The 17254-nt window shown below is 28.6% G+C and carries 16 protein-coding genes; 12 read left to right on the forward strand and 4 right to left on the reverse strand.

Features of this window, described 5'->3' with window-relative positions:
• Positions 1–8: 8 nt before the first annotated feature.
• Positions 9–1286: an urease accessory protein UreH domain-containing protein gene (locus tag BN899_RS16210; RefSeq protein ID WP_052356892.1), complete on the reverse strand. Its 1278-nt coding sequence runs from the start codon at positions 1284–1286 to the stop codon at positions 9–11.
• 163 nt (positions 1287–1449) lie between these two features.
• On the opposite strand from BN899_RS16210, the gene BN899_RS16215 reads away from it, so the two are divergent.
• The 6 genes from BN899_RS16215 (at position 1450) to tsaD (ending at position 6395) form a co-directional block, all read left to right on the forward strand.
• Positions 1450–2124, forward strand: coding sequence for a response regulator transcription factor (locus tag BN899_RS16215; protein WP_042277615.1), 675 nt, complete (start codon positions 1450–1452; stop codon positions 2122–2124).
• A complete protein-coding gene (locus tag BN899_RS16220; RefSeq protein WP_042277617.1) occupies positions 2114–3529 on the forward strand; it encodes a sensor histidine kinase in 1416 nt (471 codons plus the stop codon). Before BN899_RS16215 ends, BN899_RS16220 begins: the two co-directional genes overlap by 11 nt.
• Positions 3530–3762: 233 nt before the next feature.
• Positions 3763–4215: a tRNA (adenosine(37)-N6)-threonylcarbamoyltransferase complex ATPase subunit type 1 TsaE gene (gene tsaE / locus BN899_RS16225; protein WP_042277647.1), complete on the forward strand. Its 453-nt coding sequence runs from the start codon at positions 3763–3765 to the stop codon at positions 4213–4215.
• The gene (tsaB, locus tag BN899_RS16230; protein ID WP_042277619.1) at positions 4215–4931 is read left to right on the forward strand and encodes a tRNA (adenosine(37)-N6)-threonylcarbamoyltransferase complex dimerization subunit type 1 TsaB; all 717 of its coding nucleotides are present in this window, start codon (positions 4215–4217) and stop codon (positions 4929–4931) included. The genes tsaE and tsaB overlap by 1 nt, the downstream gene beginning before the upstream one ends.
• Positions 4921–5376, forward strand: a complete 456-nt coding sequence (rimI, locus tag BN899_RS16235; protein WP_042277621.1) for a ribosomal protein S18-alanine N-acetyltransferase — start codon at positions 4921–4923, stop codon at positions 5374–5376. The genes tsaB and rimI overlap by 11 nt, the downstream gene beginning before the upstream one ends.
• A 2-nt stretch (positions 5377–5378) precedes the next feature.
• On the forward strand, positions 5379–6395 hold the full coding sequence (gene tsaD / locus BN899_RS16240; protein ID WP_042277623.1) for a tRNA (adenosine(37)-N6)-threonylcarbamoyltransferase complex transferase subunit TsaD: 1017 nt from the start codon (positions 5379–5381) through the stop codon (positions 6393–6395).
• A 124-nt stretch (positions 6396–6519) separates the two neighbouring features.
• On the opposite strand, the gene BN899_RS16245 is transcribed toward tsaD, so the two are convergent.
• The gene (locus tag BN899_RS16245) at positions 6520–7896 is read right to left on the reverse strand and encodes an MATE family efflux transporter (protein ID WP_042277626.1); all 1377 of its coding nucleotides are present in this window, start codon (positions 7894–7896) and stop codon (positions 6520–6522) included.
• A gap of 132 nt (positions 7897–8028) precedes the next feature.
• The gene (locus tag BN899_RS16250) at positions 8029–9942 is read right to left on the reverse strand and encodes an ABC-F family ATP-binding cassette domain-containing protein (protein ID WP_042277628.1); all 1914 of its coding nucleotides are present in this window, start codon (positions 9940–9942) and stop codon (positions 8029–8031) included.
• Positions 9943–10078: 136 nt separating this feature from the next.
• On the opposite strand from BN899_RS16250, the gene BN899_RS16255 reads away from it, so the two are divergent.
• Positions 10079–10708 carry a redox-sensing transcriptional repressor Rex gene (locus tag BN899_RS16255; protein WP_042277630.1) on the forward strand — a complete coding sequence of 210 codons (630 nt, stop codon included), beginning with the start codon at positions 10079–10081 and terminating at the stop codon, positions 10706–10708.
• Between the two features lie 53 nt (positions 10709–10761).
• On the opposite strand, the gene BN899_RS16260 is transcribed toward BN899_RS16255, so the two are convergent.
• Entirely contained in the window at positions 10762–10932 is a 171-nt protein-coding gene (locus BN899_RS16260) for a DUF362 domain-containing protein (protein ID WP_042277632.1), read from the reverse strand.
• A 412-nt stretch (positions 10933–11344) separates the two neighbouring features.
• Between BN899_RS16260 and cooS the strand changes: the two genes are divergently transcribed.
• From cooS to BN899_RS16285, 5 genes are all read left to right on the forward strand, one after another.
• The gene (gene cooS / locus BN899_RS16265; protein WP_042277635.1) at positions 11345–13246 is read left to right on the forward strand and encodes an anaerobic carbon-monoxide dehydrogenase catalytic subunit; all 1902 of its coding nucleotides are present in this window, start codon (positions 11345–11347) and stop codon (positions 13244–13246) included.
• On the forward strand, positions 13239–13691 hold the full coding sequence (locus tag BN899_RS16270) for a 4Fe-4S dicluster domain-containing protein (protein ID WP_042277637.1): 453 nt from the start codon (positions 13239–13241) through the stop codon (positions 13689–13691). The genes cooS and BN899_RS16270 overlap by 8 nt, the downstream gene beginning before the upstream one ends.
• On the forward strand, positions 13685–14926 hold the full coding sequence (locus BN899_RS16275) for an NAD(P)/FAD-dependent oxidoreductase (protein ID WP_042277639.1): 1242 nt from the start codon (positions 13685–13687) through the stop codon (positions 14924–14926). Before BN899_RS16270 ends, BN899_RS16275 begins: the two co-directional genes overlap by 7 nt.
• A gap of 88 nt (positions 14927–15014) precedes the next feature.
• Complete coding sequence (locus BN899_RS16280; protein WP_042277642.1) at positions 15015–15824, forward strand: hypothetical protein; 810 nt, start codon at positions 15015–15017, stop codon at positions 15822–15824.
• 130 nt (positions 15825–15954) lie between these two features.
• Positions 15955–17241, forward strand: a complete 1287-nt coding sequence (locus tag BN899_RS16285; protein ID WP_042277649.1) for a Glu/Leu/Phe/Val family dehydrogenase — start codon at positions 15955–15957, stop codon at positions 17239–17241.
• Positions 17242–17254 lie beyond the last annotated feature (13 nt).

Genomic DNA, 17254 nt, shown 5'->3' on the forward strand with positions numbered 1-17254 from the left:
AACTTTTTTTATTTAACAACGGTTATTTTATTTCTAATCATACCCATCCAACATGTGAAAGAAATATCTTTGCCATTAGGATTTATCTCTGCAATTACATCACCTTTACTTAAGTCAACATATTGATCAAAATCAGGAAAATACATAGTTGAATTACAGCTAGTTAACTCACTTGCTTTTATTGTTAGTTTTACAGGAATATCTCCTTTGATTACATTACTTGAAGTAGAATATCCAGATCTACTTGCATTAATAGTAACCTCTTGATATCCATCTATAACGGGAGCAAGTTGAGATGAATCTTTATAGTAGCTATTAGATATAGGTAAATTAAAACCAGTCAAAGCAAGTCCTCTTTGAGCCATAGATAGACCAAGGATTATTATAAATGCTCCACTATATTTAAATATTTTATTACTAAAATTCTTTGTCAATCTAGATGAAATATATCCAAATCCAAGCATTAGGGGAACTGTACCTAAAGAAAATACAAACATTGATAAAGCACCCAGTATAAAACTTCCAGTACCTAGTGCATAAAGTTGCATAGTTTGTAATGCACCACAAGGCATAAATCCATTTAAAATACCAACGACAAAAGGGCTTTTGTTGCTTTTACCACAATTTATTTCAATAAATGGAATATTAAATTTAATATTTTTAAATAATTTTAACCCGAACATATTAAGACCGGCGATAATCATAAATATTGAAGCTATAACTTGTACTAAACCTTGAGTTTTCATAGATAAAGAAAATACAGAGCCTAAAGAACCTATTATACCGCCAAGTATTGTGTATGAAATAACTCTTCCAAGGTTATATTTAAGAGCGACATTAAATGAAGTTCTTTTATCTACAAGTAAGTTGTCTTTATCCAGAGTTTGTGTAAGCATTATTCCACCGCACATGCCTACACAGTGAAGAGATGATAATATTCCAACTATAAATACCATGAAAAGTGATGAATTTTCTAACATTAAATTCGTATTATATCCAAATAAAGAATTATTGCTCAAAAATAGCATACCAATAACTACAATGCCAAGTCCTAAAAATTTAGCAACATGACTTTCTTTAGTAGAATAACCAGCTTTTTTAATAGCAGTTTTAATTTCTTTCTCATTACATAAGCTACTTTCATATGTAACAGTTACATTAGATTTATTATGGTTTGCTATAATACTTAATATACCATCTAAATTTCTTAATTCATGTTGAATAGAAGATTCACATGACTTACAGTGCATACCATAAACATTAAATGATTTAGTAATTTTACTCAAAAACCTCACCCCATTAATTAAATTTTTACACCATAGTATAAATTTAAAATATGAAAAAAAGATGAAGATAAATAAATTTTAAAATACTTCATAAAAAATGTATAATTGTGTGGTATATATTCTGTATAAAATTAAAAATATACCGTATAAAGGAGGAATAGATATGTTTAACATATTAATAGTGGATGATGAAGAAAAAATAACTCAGGTTATAAAGGCCTATTTAGATAAAGAAGGATATAATTGTAAGGTTGCAAATACAGGAATAGATGCTATTAATTATTTTAGGGAAAATGAATTTGATTTAATAATATTAGATAGAATGTTACCGGATATAAGTGGAGAAGAAATATGCGAAATAATAAGAAAAGAATCTATGGTTCATATAATAATGTTAACAGCTAAAACGGAAGATGAAGATGTAATAGATGGGTTTAACATAGGATGCGACGATTATGTGTGTAAGCCATTTAATGTCAAAGAACTAGTTTTAAGAGCGAAGGCTGTTTTTAGAAAGTTGGATGTAGAGAATAAAGATATATTAAAATTTTCAGATGAACTTGAAATAAACACACTATCTCATCAGGTTAAGGTAAGAGGAGAGAAAGTATACTTAACAAATACTGAGTATAAAATACTTTTAACATTAGCTAAAAATCCAAAAAAGATATTTGATAGAGAAAGACTATTAGAATTAACAGTAGAAGAATACTATGAAAAAATGGATAGAATTATAGATGCACATATAAAAAACTTACGACAAAAAATAGAGCTGGATACAAAGAAACCTAAAATTATACAAACCCTATATGGGGTAGGATATAAATTTGGGCTATAAAAATAAGAAACTAAACCTTAATAAAAGGTTAATTATTTCATTAGTATCAGTTATTTTATTAGTCGTAATAAGCATTGGGGTAGCAATAAATAGTGTATTTAAAGAAAAGTTTGCAATATATATATCTAAAAATAATGAAAAAGAAATTTCAAACTTAATAGACTCAATACAATCGGAATATAAAAATGATGAATGGAACTTATATAATGTAAATGAAATTGGTAAAAATGCAATATCAAAAGGTAGATTTATAGAGCTATATGATAATAATCATAATTTGGCTTGGAGTGCATTTGAATATAATAATAAATTGTGCCATCAAATGATGAATAACATAGAAAATAATATGCATAATATGTATCCAAAATGGAGTGGGGAATATAAAGATGAAACTTTTAAATTAAAAAATGAAAGCGGAGAATATATAGGTTACATAAATGTTGGTTCTTATGGGTCTTTTTATTATATGGATGAAGAAATAGATTTTTTAAATGAAATAAATAAAGTAGTTATATTAATAGCTATTATAACTACAATAGTTACAGTAATAATAGCTATTATAATTTCAAATAATATATCAAAGCCTATCGAAGTTGTATCTAATATGGCAGATACAATAGGAGAAGGAGGTTACGATTGCAAACTAGATTATGAAAGTAATATAGTTGAAATAGATAATCTTATAAAATCGATAAATGAATTAGCACTTAAGTTAGATGAACAAGAAAAATTGAGAAAAAGACTAACTACTGATATTTCTCATGAGCTTAGAACGCCTCTTACAAGTATTCAAACTCATTTAGAGGCAATAATAGATGGTGTATGGGAACCTAGCCCTGAAAGATTAAATAGCGTTAATGAAGAAGTAATAAGACTTACTAGCTTAGTAAATCAGCTAAAAAATTTAGCAAAGTTTGATAGTGATAAAAGTAAACTAAATTTAAGTGAAGTTAATTTAGACAAACTTATAAAAAATATAGTTTATAATAATCAAGGAAAGGCATTAGAAAAAAATATAAATATAGAATTTGAATTAGAAGATATAAATACGTATTTAGATAGAGAAAAAATATCTCAATTAATAGTAAATTTATTATCTAATGCTATTAGGTATACTAACGAAAATGGAAATATATATTTAAGACTATATGAAAAAGATAATTATATAAAGATGCATTTTAAAGATGATGGAATTGGGATACCGAAAGAGAGTTTAAATTATATATTCGAAAGATTTTATAGAGTCGATGAATCAAGAAGTAAACATACTGGAGGTATAGGTGTTGGCCTTACGATTGTAAAATCAATAGTTGACTTGCATAAAGGAAACATAGATGTTAAAAGTGAAGTAAATAAAGGTAGTGAATTTATAATTACCTTACCTATAATTGATAAAATACATTAAACAATAAAAATATAATATATTTTAAGTAGCATGGGCCAAAAATTAGTTAGTCTCATGCTACTTTTGTACAATGTAAATTATAGTATTTACCTAAAAAGTCAACAATATTAGATAATATTATATATATAAAGCCTTTATAATAATAGATGGTTATACTATAATAATATCTAGTTGATAATTATAATAGGAAATGATAATTTGTGATATACACAAAATATAACGGAGATGAAAATATGGTTAATATATATCTAGAAAATGAAGAGAAAACAAAAGAAATTGGATATAAGCTAGGAACATTATTACAGCCGGGAAGTGTAATATGTTTAATTGGAGATTTAGGCGCAGGAAAAACTACTATGACTCAAAGTTTGGCAAAAGCTTTAGAAGTTGATGATTATATAACTAGCCCAACATTTACAATAGTAAATGAATATGAAGGTAAAATGCCATTATACCACTTTGATGTATATAGAATAGGTAGCAGTGATGAAATGTATGATATCGGATATGATGAATACATAAATGGAGAAGGTGTATGTATAATCGAATGGGCTAATTTAATAGAAGGTATACTTCCAGACGAATATTTACATATAGAATTAAAATATAAAGATATGTCTAGAGAAATGATATTAAATCCAGTTGGAAAAAGATATGAAAAACTAGTTGAGGAGCTGACTAAATAATGAAGGTTTTAGGAATAGATACGTCTTCAATGGCTACAAGTGTAGCGGTTATAGAAGATAACAAATTAATATGTGAGTATACTGTGAATACAAAGAAAACTCATTCACAAAAACTTATGCTAATGATAGAAAATATGCTTAAAATAAGTGATTTAGATGTTAATGAAATGGATTTAATCGCAGTTTGTGAAGGTCCAGGATCGTTTACAGGATTAAGAATAAGTATGGCAACTGCAAAAGCAATAGCTCATGTAAATAACTTACCTATAGTGGGAGTTAATTCATTAGAACTATTAGCAGCAAATATGAATCTTTGTGATAAAAAAATATGTTCAATATTAGATGCCCAAAGAACACAAGTATATAGCGGACAATATAAATTTGAAAATAATGAAGTAGTAGAATTAAAAAATATAGATGTAGTTGAAATAGATGATTTAATAGAAGAGTTAAAAAATTCTAAGGAAGACTGGATAATAGTAGGAGAAGCAGTTTATAAGTATGAAGAAAAGTTAAAAGATATAGAAAATATACATATAGCAGCTCCATCTCATAATGTAAGTAAAGCAAGTAGCTTATGTTCTGTAGCTATTAATAAATATAACAAAAATATAGATGTTTATGATTGTTATAGTATAAATCCTGTATATATTAGAAAATCTCAAGCAGAAGTTCAATACGATGAAAAAATGAAGAGGTTAAATGATGGAAAATAATTTAGTTATAGAAATGATGACATCTAAAGATATAGATGGGGTTTTTGAAGTAGAAAGAAACTGTTTTGAACATCATTGGTCTAAAGATGCATTTGCTAAAGAATTAAAAAATGATGTAGCAAGATACCTTGTAGCAAAACTTGATAATAAAGTTGTAGGGTATGTAGGAATATGGTTTGTTATGGATGAAGGTCATATTACTAATGTCGCAGTTCATAGCGACTATAGAGGTAAAAAAATTGGTGATGAACTAGTAAAAGAATTAGTTAAATTATGTAAAGAAAATAATATAGTATCAATGACTTTAGAAGTTAGAACTTCTAATATAGTTGCTCAAAATTTATATAAAAAATATGGATTTAAATTAGCGGGAATTAGAAAAGAATATTATAGTGATAATAAAGAAGATGCTATGATAATGTGGAATGACGTAAAGGCGGTGTAAGTGTGAAAGATATAATAACATTAGCTGTAGAAAGTAGCTGTGATGAGACATCTGTTGCAGTACTTAAAAACGGTAGAGAAGTACTATCAAACATAATTAATACTCAAATAGATTTACATAAAAAATTTGGTGGAGTAGTACCAGAGGTTGCATCAAGAAAACATATAGAAAATATAGATGTAGTTTTACAAGAAGCTTTAGATAAAGCAAATGTAACCTTAAATGATATAGACCATATAGCAGTAACTTATGGACCTGGATTAGTTGGAGCATTATTAGTTGGATTATCTCATGCAAAAGCTCTTGCATTTACTTTAAATAAACCATTAGTAGGTGTTAACCATATAGAAGGTCATGTTAGTGCTAACTATATAGAACATAAAGATTTAAAACCGCCATTTATAACACTAATAGTGTCTGGTGGTCATACTCATTTATTAGAAGTAAAAGACTATGGAGAATATGAAATATTAGGAAGAACTAGAGATGATGCATCTGGAGAAGCATTTGATAAGATAGCTAGAGCTATGGGGTTAGGATACCCAGGTGGACCTATTGTAGATAGATTAGCTAAAGAAGGTAATAAAAAAGCTATAGATTTTCCAAGAGCTTACCTAGATGAAGGATATGATTTTAGTTTTAGTGGCTTAAAATCAGCAGTTTTAAATTACTTAAATGCTAAGAAAATGAAAAAAGAAGAAATAGTTGTAGAAGATGTTTGTGCATCATTCCAGGAAGCGGTAGTTGAAGTATTATCTAAAAAAGCTATAAAAGCAGCAAAGGAAAAAGGTTATGATACAATAACTCTTGCAGGTGGAGTTGCTTGTAATTCGGCTCTTAGAGAAAAAATTACACAATTAGGAAATGAAAATAATATAAATATAAAATATCCACCATTAGTATTATGTACAGACAATGCTGCAATGATAGGATGTGCAGGATATTACAACTTTATTAAAGGTAGAGTTGATGATATGAGTTTAAATGCAGTTCCAAATTTAAAAATAGGACAAAGATAAAATTCGCTTTGCTCATGTCGCCAACGATATATTTTCGCTAACGTGTCAGATATATCCGTTGCTCAAAATTTACTTATATATAATGTAAAAAGAGTACTTCTAAAATTTAGAAGTACTCTTTTTATTAATCCATTTCTTTTACAATATTTGCTGCCCATTTTTTAGATAATGCTCTTGGCATTCCGAATATAAATTTAACTAATTCTTCACTGTAAGTAAGAAGAACTAATACATATATTGGAGCTCCCTTTAAAGCTGCTATAAATGTTAAAGGAATTGATACTAACCACATACATCCTAGTTCTAGGAATAATGCATACTTTGTATCTCCACCACTTCTAAGTATACCTATAACAAGTAATACGTTAAAAGATTTAAGAGCCATTAATATACCCATTATAATGAAAATTTTAGTTATATCTGGAGCAAGAGTATCAGATACTGTAAACACTTTTAATAGTATTGGGATATTTAAAATTAAAAGTCCTCCAAATACTAAACCAGCTAAGAATACTAAAACAGAGAATTTTTTAGCATAATTTATTGCTCTATCTATATAATCTGCTCCGAGTTCGTTTCCAAGCATTATAGCTGCACCATTTGCTATACAAACCGCGGTCATTATAAAGAAATTACCTGTACTAGTAGCAATTTGACTTGCAGCGATAGCTGAAGTTCCAGCCTTTGAATATGCAACTGAGTATAGTACAGTTCCAACTGCCCATAAAGAGTCATTTAAAAATATAGGTAAACTTTTAGCTAAAAGTGAATTTATAAACTCAGAGTTTAAGCTTTTTAAATTGTTTATTCCAAATCTTAAAATATAATCCTTCTTTAAAAGGTATACGTAGCTAAGAATTAAAATTAATTCTACTATTCTAGCTATAACAGTTGCAAGTGCTGCACCTTTAACACCTAATGCAGGAAGACCAAGATTTCCAAATATAAGACCATAGTTTAAAACTATATTTACGCATAAAGCTATAGCACTACAAAACATACCAAGCTTAGGATTTCTAACACCTCTTGAACCCATACTGAAAACAGTACTAATTGCTATAAGAGGGTAACAAAATACTACTATAGAAAAATATTCAATACATTGCTTAACAACTTCTGGATCGTAAGAAAATATATTTATTATTTTAGTAGGTATTATTAAAGCAGGGATTAAAAATACTAAACTAAGAATAATAGCTAAAATAGTACTAAATCCAGTTACTTTTCTTATATTGTTTACATCACTTTTTCCGAAAAACTGAGAAATAAAAACGCCGGCGCCACCAGTAATTCCACTTAATGACATATTAAATAAAAAGAAAAATTGATTTGCTACACCGATTGATGCAACTGATGTTTCTCCTAAACTACTAATCATAACGGTATCTATTACGTTAACAGAAGTAGAAATAAGGTTTTGAATAATAATAGGAATACATAAAGATATAAGTACTTTGTAAAATCTCTTATTTTCATCTTTTAAAGATAATGTTCCTTCCAAACTATCACCTCGCTATATAAATTTTATGATATACATAATACCATAAGAATTTCATAATGTAACTATATATTTATCAATATAAAAACCATTCTAATAAAGAATGGTTTTAGATATTATTATTTTATTTATATACTACATTAATGTTTCCCACTCATCATAAAGATTAGCTAATTTATTTTCTAAATTTATTTTTTCTTGGCTGACTTCTTTAGATTTTTCAGGGTTAGAATATACTTCTTCTTGGCATAAAAGCATATCTAGTTCTTCTACTTTTAACTCAGTTTCTTCAATTTCTTTTTCTATATTTTGACGTTTTACTCTATTTTTTTTCTCTAATTCTCTTTGTTCTCTTTCTTTACGCTTTTCATCTTTAAGTTGAGTTTTAGTTTTTTCTTCTTTCACTTCAGCAACATTCATTTCTTGAACTTGTTTTTTCTTTTCAATGTAATAGTCGTAGTTACCAAGATATTCAGTTATTCCACTTTCATCTAGAACTAATACTTTATCAACAACTGTATTTAAGAAGTATCTATCATGAGATATTGTAAATATTGTACCTGTATATCCAGATAAAGCTTCTTCGAGAACTTCTTTAGAATCTATATCTAAGTGGTTAGTAGGTTCATCTAGTAATAAGAAGTTTGCATTTGAAAGTATAAGCTTAAGTATTGCAACCCTAGCTCTTTCTCCACCACTTAAAGTAGATATTTTTTTGAACACTTCCTCACCCTCAAACAAAAATGCACCAAGCATACTTCTTAAAGTTGTTTGAGTTAGATGAGTATTATTTTCCCAGATTTCATCTATTATAGTATTATCTAAATTAAGTGTTTTTTGTTCCTGATGGAAGTATGATACATTGACATTTGTACCAAATTTTATATCCCCAGATAAAGGTACTAACTCATTCATTATTATTTTAAATAAAGTTGATTTACCTATACCATTGGCACCTATAAGGGCAACTTTTTCTTCTCTATATATATCTAAATTTAAATCCTTAAATAAAATTCTTTCTCCATAACCCATAGAAACATCTCTTATTTGTAATACATCATTTCCGCTAGTTACAGTTGGATTAAACTCTATCCGAGCTTTTTTTCTATAAGCCTCAGGCTTATCAATGACATCTACTTTATCTAAAGCTTTTTCTTTACTTCTAGCCCTTTTTAAATGCTTTTCTCTACCGTAAGCTTTTAATCTTTCAATTGATTCTTCTTGTTTTTTTATATCCTTTTGCTGATCTTCATATTTTTTTTGCTCTAATTCTTTTTCTGTTTTTGATAATTCAATAAACTTAGAGTAATTTCCGTTATAAGTCTTAAGTTTTTTATTATGAATTTCAAAAATTCTATTTACAACTTGATCTAAGAAATATCTATCGTGAGAGATTAATATAACAGTACCTTTATATTGTTTTAAGAAAAATTCTAACCATTCAATTGCCTCTGAATCTAAGTGGTTAGTAGGTTCATCTAGTAGAAGAAGAGTAGGCTTTTTTAAAAGCAATTTTCCTAAAAGAACTCTGGTTTTTTCTCCACCAGAAAGTATACTAATAGGTTTGTCCATATCAGCATCACTAAATCCTAAACCTTTTAATACGCCTTTGGCCTCAGACTTATATCCGTATCCATTTAAATCAGAAAATAATTCTAATTTATGAGAATACTCATTCATAAGTTTTTCAAGCTTATCAGAACTAGAATTAGAACTCTCCTCAGCAATCTGATGTTCTAAATCTCTTAAGTAGTTTTCCATATCCATTAAGTCTTTGAAAACTTCTAAAACTTCTTCAAGTATTGTGTTTTCAGAGTGGAAGTTTGTATTTTGTTCTAAGTATCCTATCTCGCAATCTTTAGAAGTATATATATCACCACTATCGTATCCATAAATACCAGATATAACTTTAAATAATGTTGTTTTTCCAGTACCATTTACTCCGATTATACCTATTTTATCGTTCTCATTTACAGTAAAGCTTATATTTTCTAATATAGAATCTATTCCAAAACTTTTATTTAAGTTATTACATGACAAAACAATCATAAATTTATACCTCCTTGAACTATCTAAAATTATAATGTTTTGATATAATATAATCAAGGATATTGCATTATGTTTTGGAAAATGCAATAAAATACTATGGGAAAAATAAATACTTAACAACATAGGAGGTGGAAAAGTGGGTACTAAAAATATATCAATGGCAGTAATAAGAAGACTACCGAAGTATCATAGATACTTAGGAGATCTATTAGATAAAGACATACAAAGGATATCATCAAAAGAATTAAGTGATATAATCGGATTTACAGCATCTCAAATAAGGCAAGATCTAAATAACTTCGGCGGATTTGGTCAACAGGGATATGGATATAATGTAGAAGCACTTTATAACGAAATAGGTAAAATATTAGGATTAGATAAAAAATATAATGCAATCCTTATAGGAGCAGGTAACTTAGGACAAGCTATAGCTAATTACTCAGGATTTAGAAAAGCTGGATTTGAAATAAAAGCCTTATTCGATGCAAATCCTAGAATGATAGGATTAAAAATAAGAGATTTCGAAATACTAGATTCTCAAGAGATAGAGTCTGTAGTTAAAGAAAATGAAATAGATATAGCAATACTATGTATACCTAAAAACGGAGCTCAAGAAATAGTAAATAGATTAGTAAGTGTAGGTATAAAAGGAGTTTGGAATTTTGCACCAATAGATTTAGAAGTTCCAAAGGACGTTATTGTTGAAAATGTAAACTTGACAGAAAGTTTATTTACTTTATCTTATTTAATGAGTGAGATTGAATAATAAAAAAGCTACTGTAAGTAGATATCTACTATAGTAGCTTTTTTTATTATTTATTATTCTGGTTGAGGAGCATCAACAGGACATACTCCTGCACAAGCGCCACATTCGATGCAAGCATCTGCACCTATAACGTATTTGTCATCTCCTGCAGATATACATTCAACTGGACATTCAGCTTCACAAGCACCACAGCTTATGCAAGCATCATTTATTATGTAAGCCATCTCAAAATCCTCCCTTTATATACAAGTTTTATTCATAATAATTATAACAAAAGTTCCAGAAGATAACAATTAAATTAATTCTATAATAAGCACTAATTCATGATATTTATTTAACAATTAAAATTACGAATAAATAATAAAATTAAATTTTAAAATATAAATATGATAACAAAAATGTATATTGAATTTAGTATACAATGTTGAAATTTGACGATTATAGTTTTTTGAATTATAAGAAAATAATGAAAAAGAATTTAATAAAAATGTTTAGGAACATTAAATGAGTGGTATATAATAAAATAAAGTTGGTTAAAAAAAAGTCAATCTAACATTACATAAAATCACATCAATTCAAATCAATTTCTATTTTAAAATTAAAAATTAAATAATAAAAATTTTAGGGGGAATAACTATGTCTTGTAATACTTGTAAAATGTGTGAAAGCGCAGATAAGAAGTTAGAAAGTTTTGTTGCATCTAAAAATGTGGAAACAGCATTTCATAGAACAGAGGACCAAAAGATTAAATGTGGATTTGGACTTCAAGGAGTATGTTGTAGATTGTGTGCAAATGGGCCATGTAGGGTGACACCAAAATCACCAAGGGGAATATGTGGAGCAGATGCAGATACAATAGTTGCAAGAAACTTTTTAAGAGCAGTTGCATCAGGATCAGCTTGTTATTTACATGTAGTAGAAAATACAGCTAGAAATTTAAAACACTTAGGAGAAACTAAAGGTATTATAAAAGGGAAAAATGCGCTAAATCATTTAGCAGGGATTTTTGAAATAAAAGAAAGTGATAATCATAAAAAATGTATAGAAATAGCTAATAAAGTTATAAATGACTTATACAAATCAAGAGATGACAAGATGGAACTTGTTGAAAAAATAGCATATCCGCCAAGGGTTAAGAAATGGAAAGAATTAGGTATAATGCCTGGAGGAGCTAAATCAGAAGTATTTGATGCAATAGTTAAATCATCAACAAATCTAAATAGTGATCCGATAGATATGCTAGTTAACTGTTTAAACTTAGGTATATCAACAGGATTATATGGTCTTACATTAACAAATCTTTTAAATGATGTTATGTTAGGAGAACCAGTTATAAGAATGGCTCCAGTCGGATTTAATGTAATAGATAAAGACTATATAAACATAATGATAACAGGACATCAACACTCAACATTCTCACATTTCCAAGATAAATTAAAAGAAAAAGAAATAGCAGCATTAGCTCAAGGGGTAGGTGCAAAAGGATTTAGATTAGTAGGATGTACTTGCGTAGGGCAAGACTTACAGTTAAGAGGAGAGCACTATCAAGAAGTATTTGCAGGTCATGCAGGAAATAACTTTACTAGTGAAGCTGTTTTATCAACTGGAGCCATAGATATGGTTGTATCAGAATTTAACTGTACAATACCAGGGCTTGAGCCTATAGCAGATAAATATAAAGTAAAAATGGTATGTCTAGATGATGTAGCTAAAAAAGTAAATGCAGAGTACTTACCATTTGATAGAGATAATGTAGAAGTAATAAGTGAACAATTAATAAGTAAAGCATTGGGTTCATATAAAGAAAGAAGAAATTTAATAGAAATAGATATACCAAGTGATCATGGATATGAAAAATCTCTTACAGGTGTAAGTGAAAAGAATTTAAAAGAGTTTTTAGGTGACTCATGGAAGCCATTAATAGACTTAATAGCTGCTGGAAAAATAAAGGGTATAGCAGCAGTTGTTGGATGTTCAAATATGACAGCAGGTGGTCATGATATAGCAACAGTAGAGTTAACAAAAGAGTTAATTAAAAAAGATATACTAGTTTTATCAGCAGGATGTTCAACAGGAGGACTTGAAAATGTAGGACTTATGTCTCCGGGAGCTGAAGAATTAGCAGGAGAAAACTTAAAAGAAGTATGTAAGGCACTAAATATACCTCCAGTATTAAACTTTGGACCTTGTCTAGCTATAGGAAGACTTGAAATAGTAGCAACAGAGTTAGCAGGAGAATTAGGTATAGATCTACCACAATTACCGCTTGTACTGTCAGCTCCTCAATGGTTAGAGGAACAAGCATTAGCTGATGGTGCATTTGGTTTAGCATTAGGGTTACCACTTCACTTAGCATTACCTCCATTTATAACAGGTGGAAAGCTAGTAACAGAAGTATTAACGGAGAAATTAAAAGATTTAACAGGAGGTCATGTTATTGTAAATCCGGATCCAGTATCTTCAGCTAATCAATTAGAGGAAATAATTGTAGATAGAAGAAAAAAACTTGGGTTAAAGGAAGTGGAATGTTATGCATAGAATCATAATAAATAAAGAGTTGTGTAGTGGTTGTAAAAATTGTGTATTAGCTTGTATGTTAAAGCATAATAAAGATAGTAATATTTATACTCTTGACTTAGAAAACATTGATAATGATAGCATGGGACATATTGAACTTGATAAAGAAAATAGACCAGTTCCAATAATTTGTAGACATTGTGATGAGCCAGAATGTGTTTTAACTTGCATGAGTGGAGCTATGACCAAAGATAAAAAGAGCGGATTAGTTTTATATGATGAAGAAAAATGCGGATCTTGCTATATGTGTGTAATGGCATGTCCATATGGAGTATTAAAGCCTGATGATAAAACTAAGCAGATAATATTAAAGTGTGACCTATGTAAAGATGAAGAATCTCCTAGATGTGTATCAAATTGTCCGACTGGAGCAATAGAAATACAAGAGGAGGTATTATCATGCTAAGTTCAATTAAAAATTATGTTATATTGGGTGCCAGTGCAGCAGGAATAAACGCAGCTAAAACTTTAAAAGAATTAGAGCCAAATTCTAATATAGTCATCATATCTAAGGATGAAAAAACATATTCTCGTTGTATGTTACATCATGTAATATCAGGACATAAAACAGTTGAAGACATTAATTTTGTAGAAGAAGATTTTATAAAGAATAATCATATAAATTGGATAAAAAATAGATCTGTAAAATCAATAGATTTTAATTTAAGGTTAGTAGAATTAGAAGATAGAAAAATAGAATATGATAAGTTATTAATATCAACAGGTGCATCTGCATTTATACCTCCAATAAAGAATTTGAGAGAAGCTAATTTTGTATATCCATTAAGAGATATTGATGATGTATATAAAATAAAAGAAAAAGCTAAAGATTCTAAAAAGGCTATAGTAATAGGAGCGGGTTTAGTTGGTATAGATGCACTTAATGGCCTTATGGGTTATGAAAACTTAGAAGTATCATTAGTGAATACATCTGAATATATATTAAATAAGCAATTAGATGAACATTCAGCCGTGAGTTATGAAAATAAGTTTATAGAAAATGGAGCCAAACTATACCAAGGTTCAGGTATTAAAGAGATTATTATAAATGAAAATAATGATGTGTCAGGATTAGAATTAGAAAATGGAAATATAATAGAAGCAGATATGATTGTAATGGCAACTGGGGTTAGACCAAATACTGATTTTATAGACACTACAAAAATAGAATATGATAGAGGTATAGTAATAAATGAAAAATGTGAAACATCTCAAAGAGATGTTTATGCAGCTGGTGATGTTGTTGGTAAAAATTCAATATGGCCAATAGCAGTAAAACAAGGAATCACAGCAGCATACAATATGTTAGGGTTTGAACGAGAAATAGGAGATAGTTTTTCATTTAAAAATAGTATGAATTTTATGGGGATATCTACTGTATCTTTAGGTATGATAAACACACCAGATGATAGTTATAAGGTAGTTACTAGATGCTGTGAAGATTCATATAAAAAGTTTATATATAAAGATAATATTATTTATGGAGTAATCGCTCAAGGTGATATTTCGTATGTAGGTGTCTTAACTCAGCTTATAAAAAATAAAATAGAAGTAGAAAATTTAGAGGAAAGAATATTTGATATAGGATATGCAGATTTTTTATCTCTTAAAGATAATGGAGAGTTCTGTTATAATATATAATAATAAAGAAGGCTATAGAATTAATCTATAGCCTTTTTAAGTTGGAGTGATATAAACGAAGTGAATTTTTATATGGAAGGAAAAAAATATGAGAGTATATGCACTAGTAGGTTCAAGTGGAACAGGAAAAAGTTATAAAGCTTTAGAAGTAGCATTTGAAAATGATATTGATTATATAATAGATGATGGATTACTTATACATAAAAATAAGATAATAGCAGGAATATCAGCAAAGCAAGCAAAAACAGTAATGGAAGCTGTGAGAAGAGCTGTATTTAATAATAATGAGCACAGGGAATCTGTAAAAGAAAAAATAAAAAAAGAAAATATAAACAAGATACTAGTACTAGGGACTTCTAATAAAATGGTAAATCAGATTGTGGATAGACTTGAACTTGACTCAATAAATAAATATATAAATATAAAAGATATAAGTACAGATAAGGAAATTGAGCTAGCAAAAGAAAGTAGAAGAAAAGGAAATCATATAATACCAGTTCCGACTATGGAGATAAAACCAATAGCAAGTGGCCTTAGCATAAATTCATTAAAAAGAAAATTCTTTAAAAGAAATAGTAAAATCGAAGAAATAATAGAAAAAACTATAATAAGGCCAACATTTAGTTATAGAGGTAAATTCTTTATAAGTCCAGTTGTTATAGAACAAATTATAGTTAATGAAATAAATAAATTTGATAAAATAGAAAAAATAAATAAAGTAAATATAAATAATTTGAAAAACAGTACAAATATATATATAAGCATTAATATAAATGATGTAACTGCTATAATGGAAAGTTATAAATTACAAAAAAGTATAAAAGAAAATATAGAAAAAATTACTTCTATTAATACAGGAAAAGTGGATATTTATATTAATAAATTAAAAAAAAATTAAATGTCGAGAAGTTAAAAAATAAACAATTTAAAATGTCACAAAATTAAAATAAACTGTGCTACAATCATGGTGTAACCTTTAGGAAAAAGTTTTCTTGGGTGGAGATATAGTATTTTTAGGGGGGCTTAAAATGGCTGAAAAAACATTAAACGTTTTTGAAATTGCAAGATTACAGGTAAAAAACGCATGTGACAAATTAGGAGCAGACCCAGCAGTTTATGAAATTTTAAAAAATCCAATGAGAGTTATGGAAGTATCATTTCCAGTAAAAATGGATGATGGAACTACTAAATCTTTTACAGGATATAGATCTCAGCATAATAATGCATGTGGACCATTTAAAGGTGGTTTGAGATTCCATCCAGCTGTATGTATGGATGAGGTAAAAGCTTTATCAACTTGGATGACATTTAAGTGTTCTGTAGTAGGTATACCTTATGGTGGCGGAAAAGGTGGAATGGCTATAGACCCAAGAGATTATTCAGAAGCTGAATTAGAAAGAATATCTAGAGGATTCGCAAGAGCTATAGCTCCAATAATAGGAGAAAAAGAAGATATACCAGCTCCAGATGTTAATACAAATGGACAAATAATGTCTTGGATGGTAGATGAATATGCTCAAGTTACAGGAAACTTCCAACCAGGGGTATTTACAGGTAAGCCAGTAGATTTTTACGGTTCTTTAGCTAGAACAGAAGCAACAGGATACGGTGTTGCTATAATGGCTATGGAAGCTGCTAAAAAGTTAGATATAGATTTAAATAATGTTACAGTAGCACTTCAAGGTTTTGGAAATGTTGGTAGCTTTGCTGGATTATACATAGAAGAAGCTGGTGCTAAAGTAGTTGCAGTAGGAGACCATACGGGGACTATATATAATGAAAATGGTATAGATATGAAAGCATTGATGGCATACAGTAAAATTCATAGAGGTGTAAAAGGATTTGAAGGTGCAAATTCTACTGATGAAAATATACTTACTATGGATGTTGATATATTAATGCCTTGTGCTTTAGAAAATCAATTAACATCTAAAAATGCAGAAGATATAAAAGCTAAGATAATAAGTGAAGGTGCAAATGGACCTACGACTCCAGAAGCAGATGAAGTATTCTTTAAAAATGGAATAACTGTAGTACCAGATATATTAGCTAATAGTGGAGGGGTTACAGTATCTTATTTTGAATGGGTACAAAACTTAAATAGATATAATTGGACATTTGAAGAAGTTCAAAGCAAGCAAAGTGTTTTAATGAAAAAAGCATTTGAAGAAATATGGAATTTAGCAAAAGAATATGAAGTAGATATGAGAACTGCAGCTTATATGATGTCTATAAAGAGAATTGCAGATGCTATGAAGATGAGAGGATGGTATGCTGAGACTCCTCAACCTGAATTAGCATTAGCGGAGGAATAATTATATAAATTAA

The organism is Faecalimicrobium dakarense, assembly GCF_000499525.1.
GTDB classification, from domain to species: Bacteria; Bacillota; Clostridia; order Peptostreptococcales; family Peptostreptococcaceae; genus Faecalimicrobium; species Faecalimicrobium dakarense.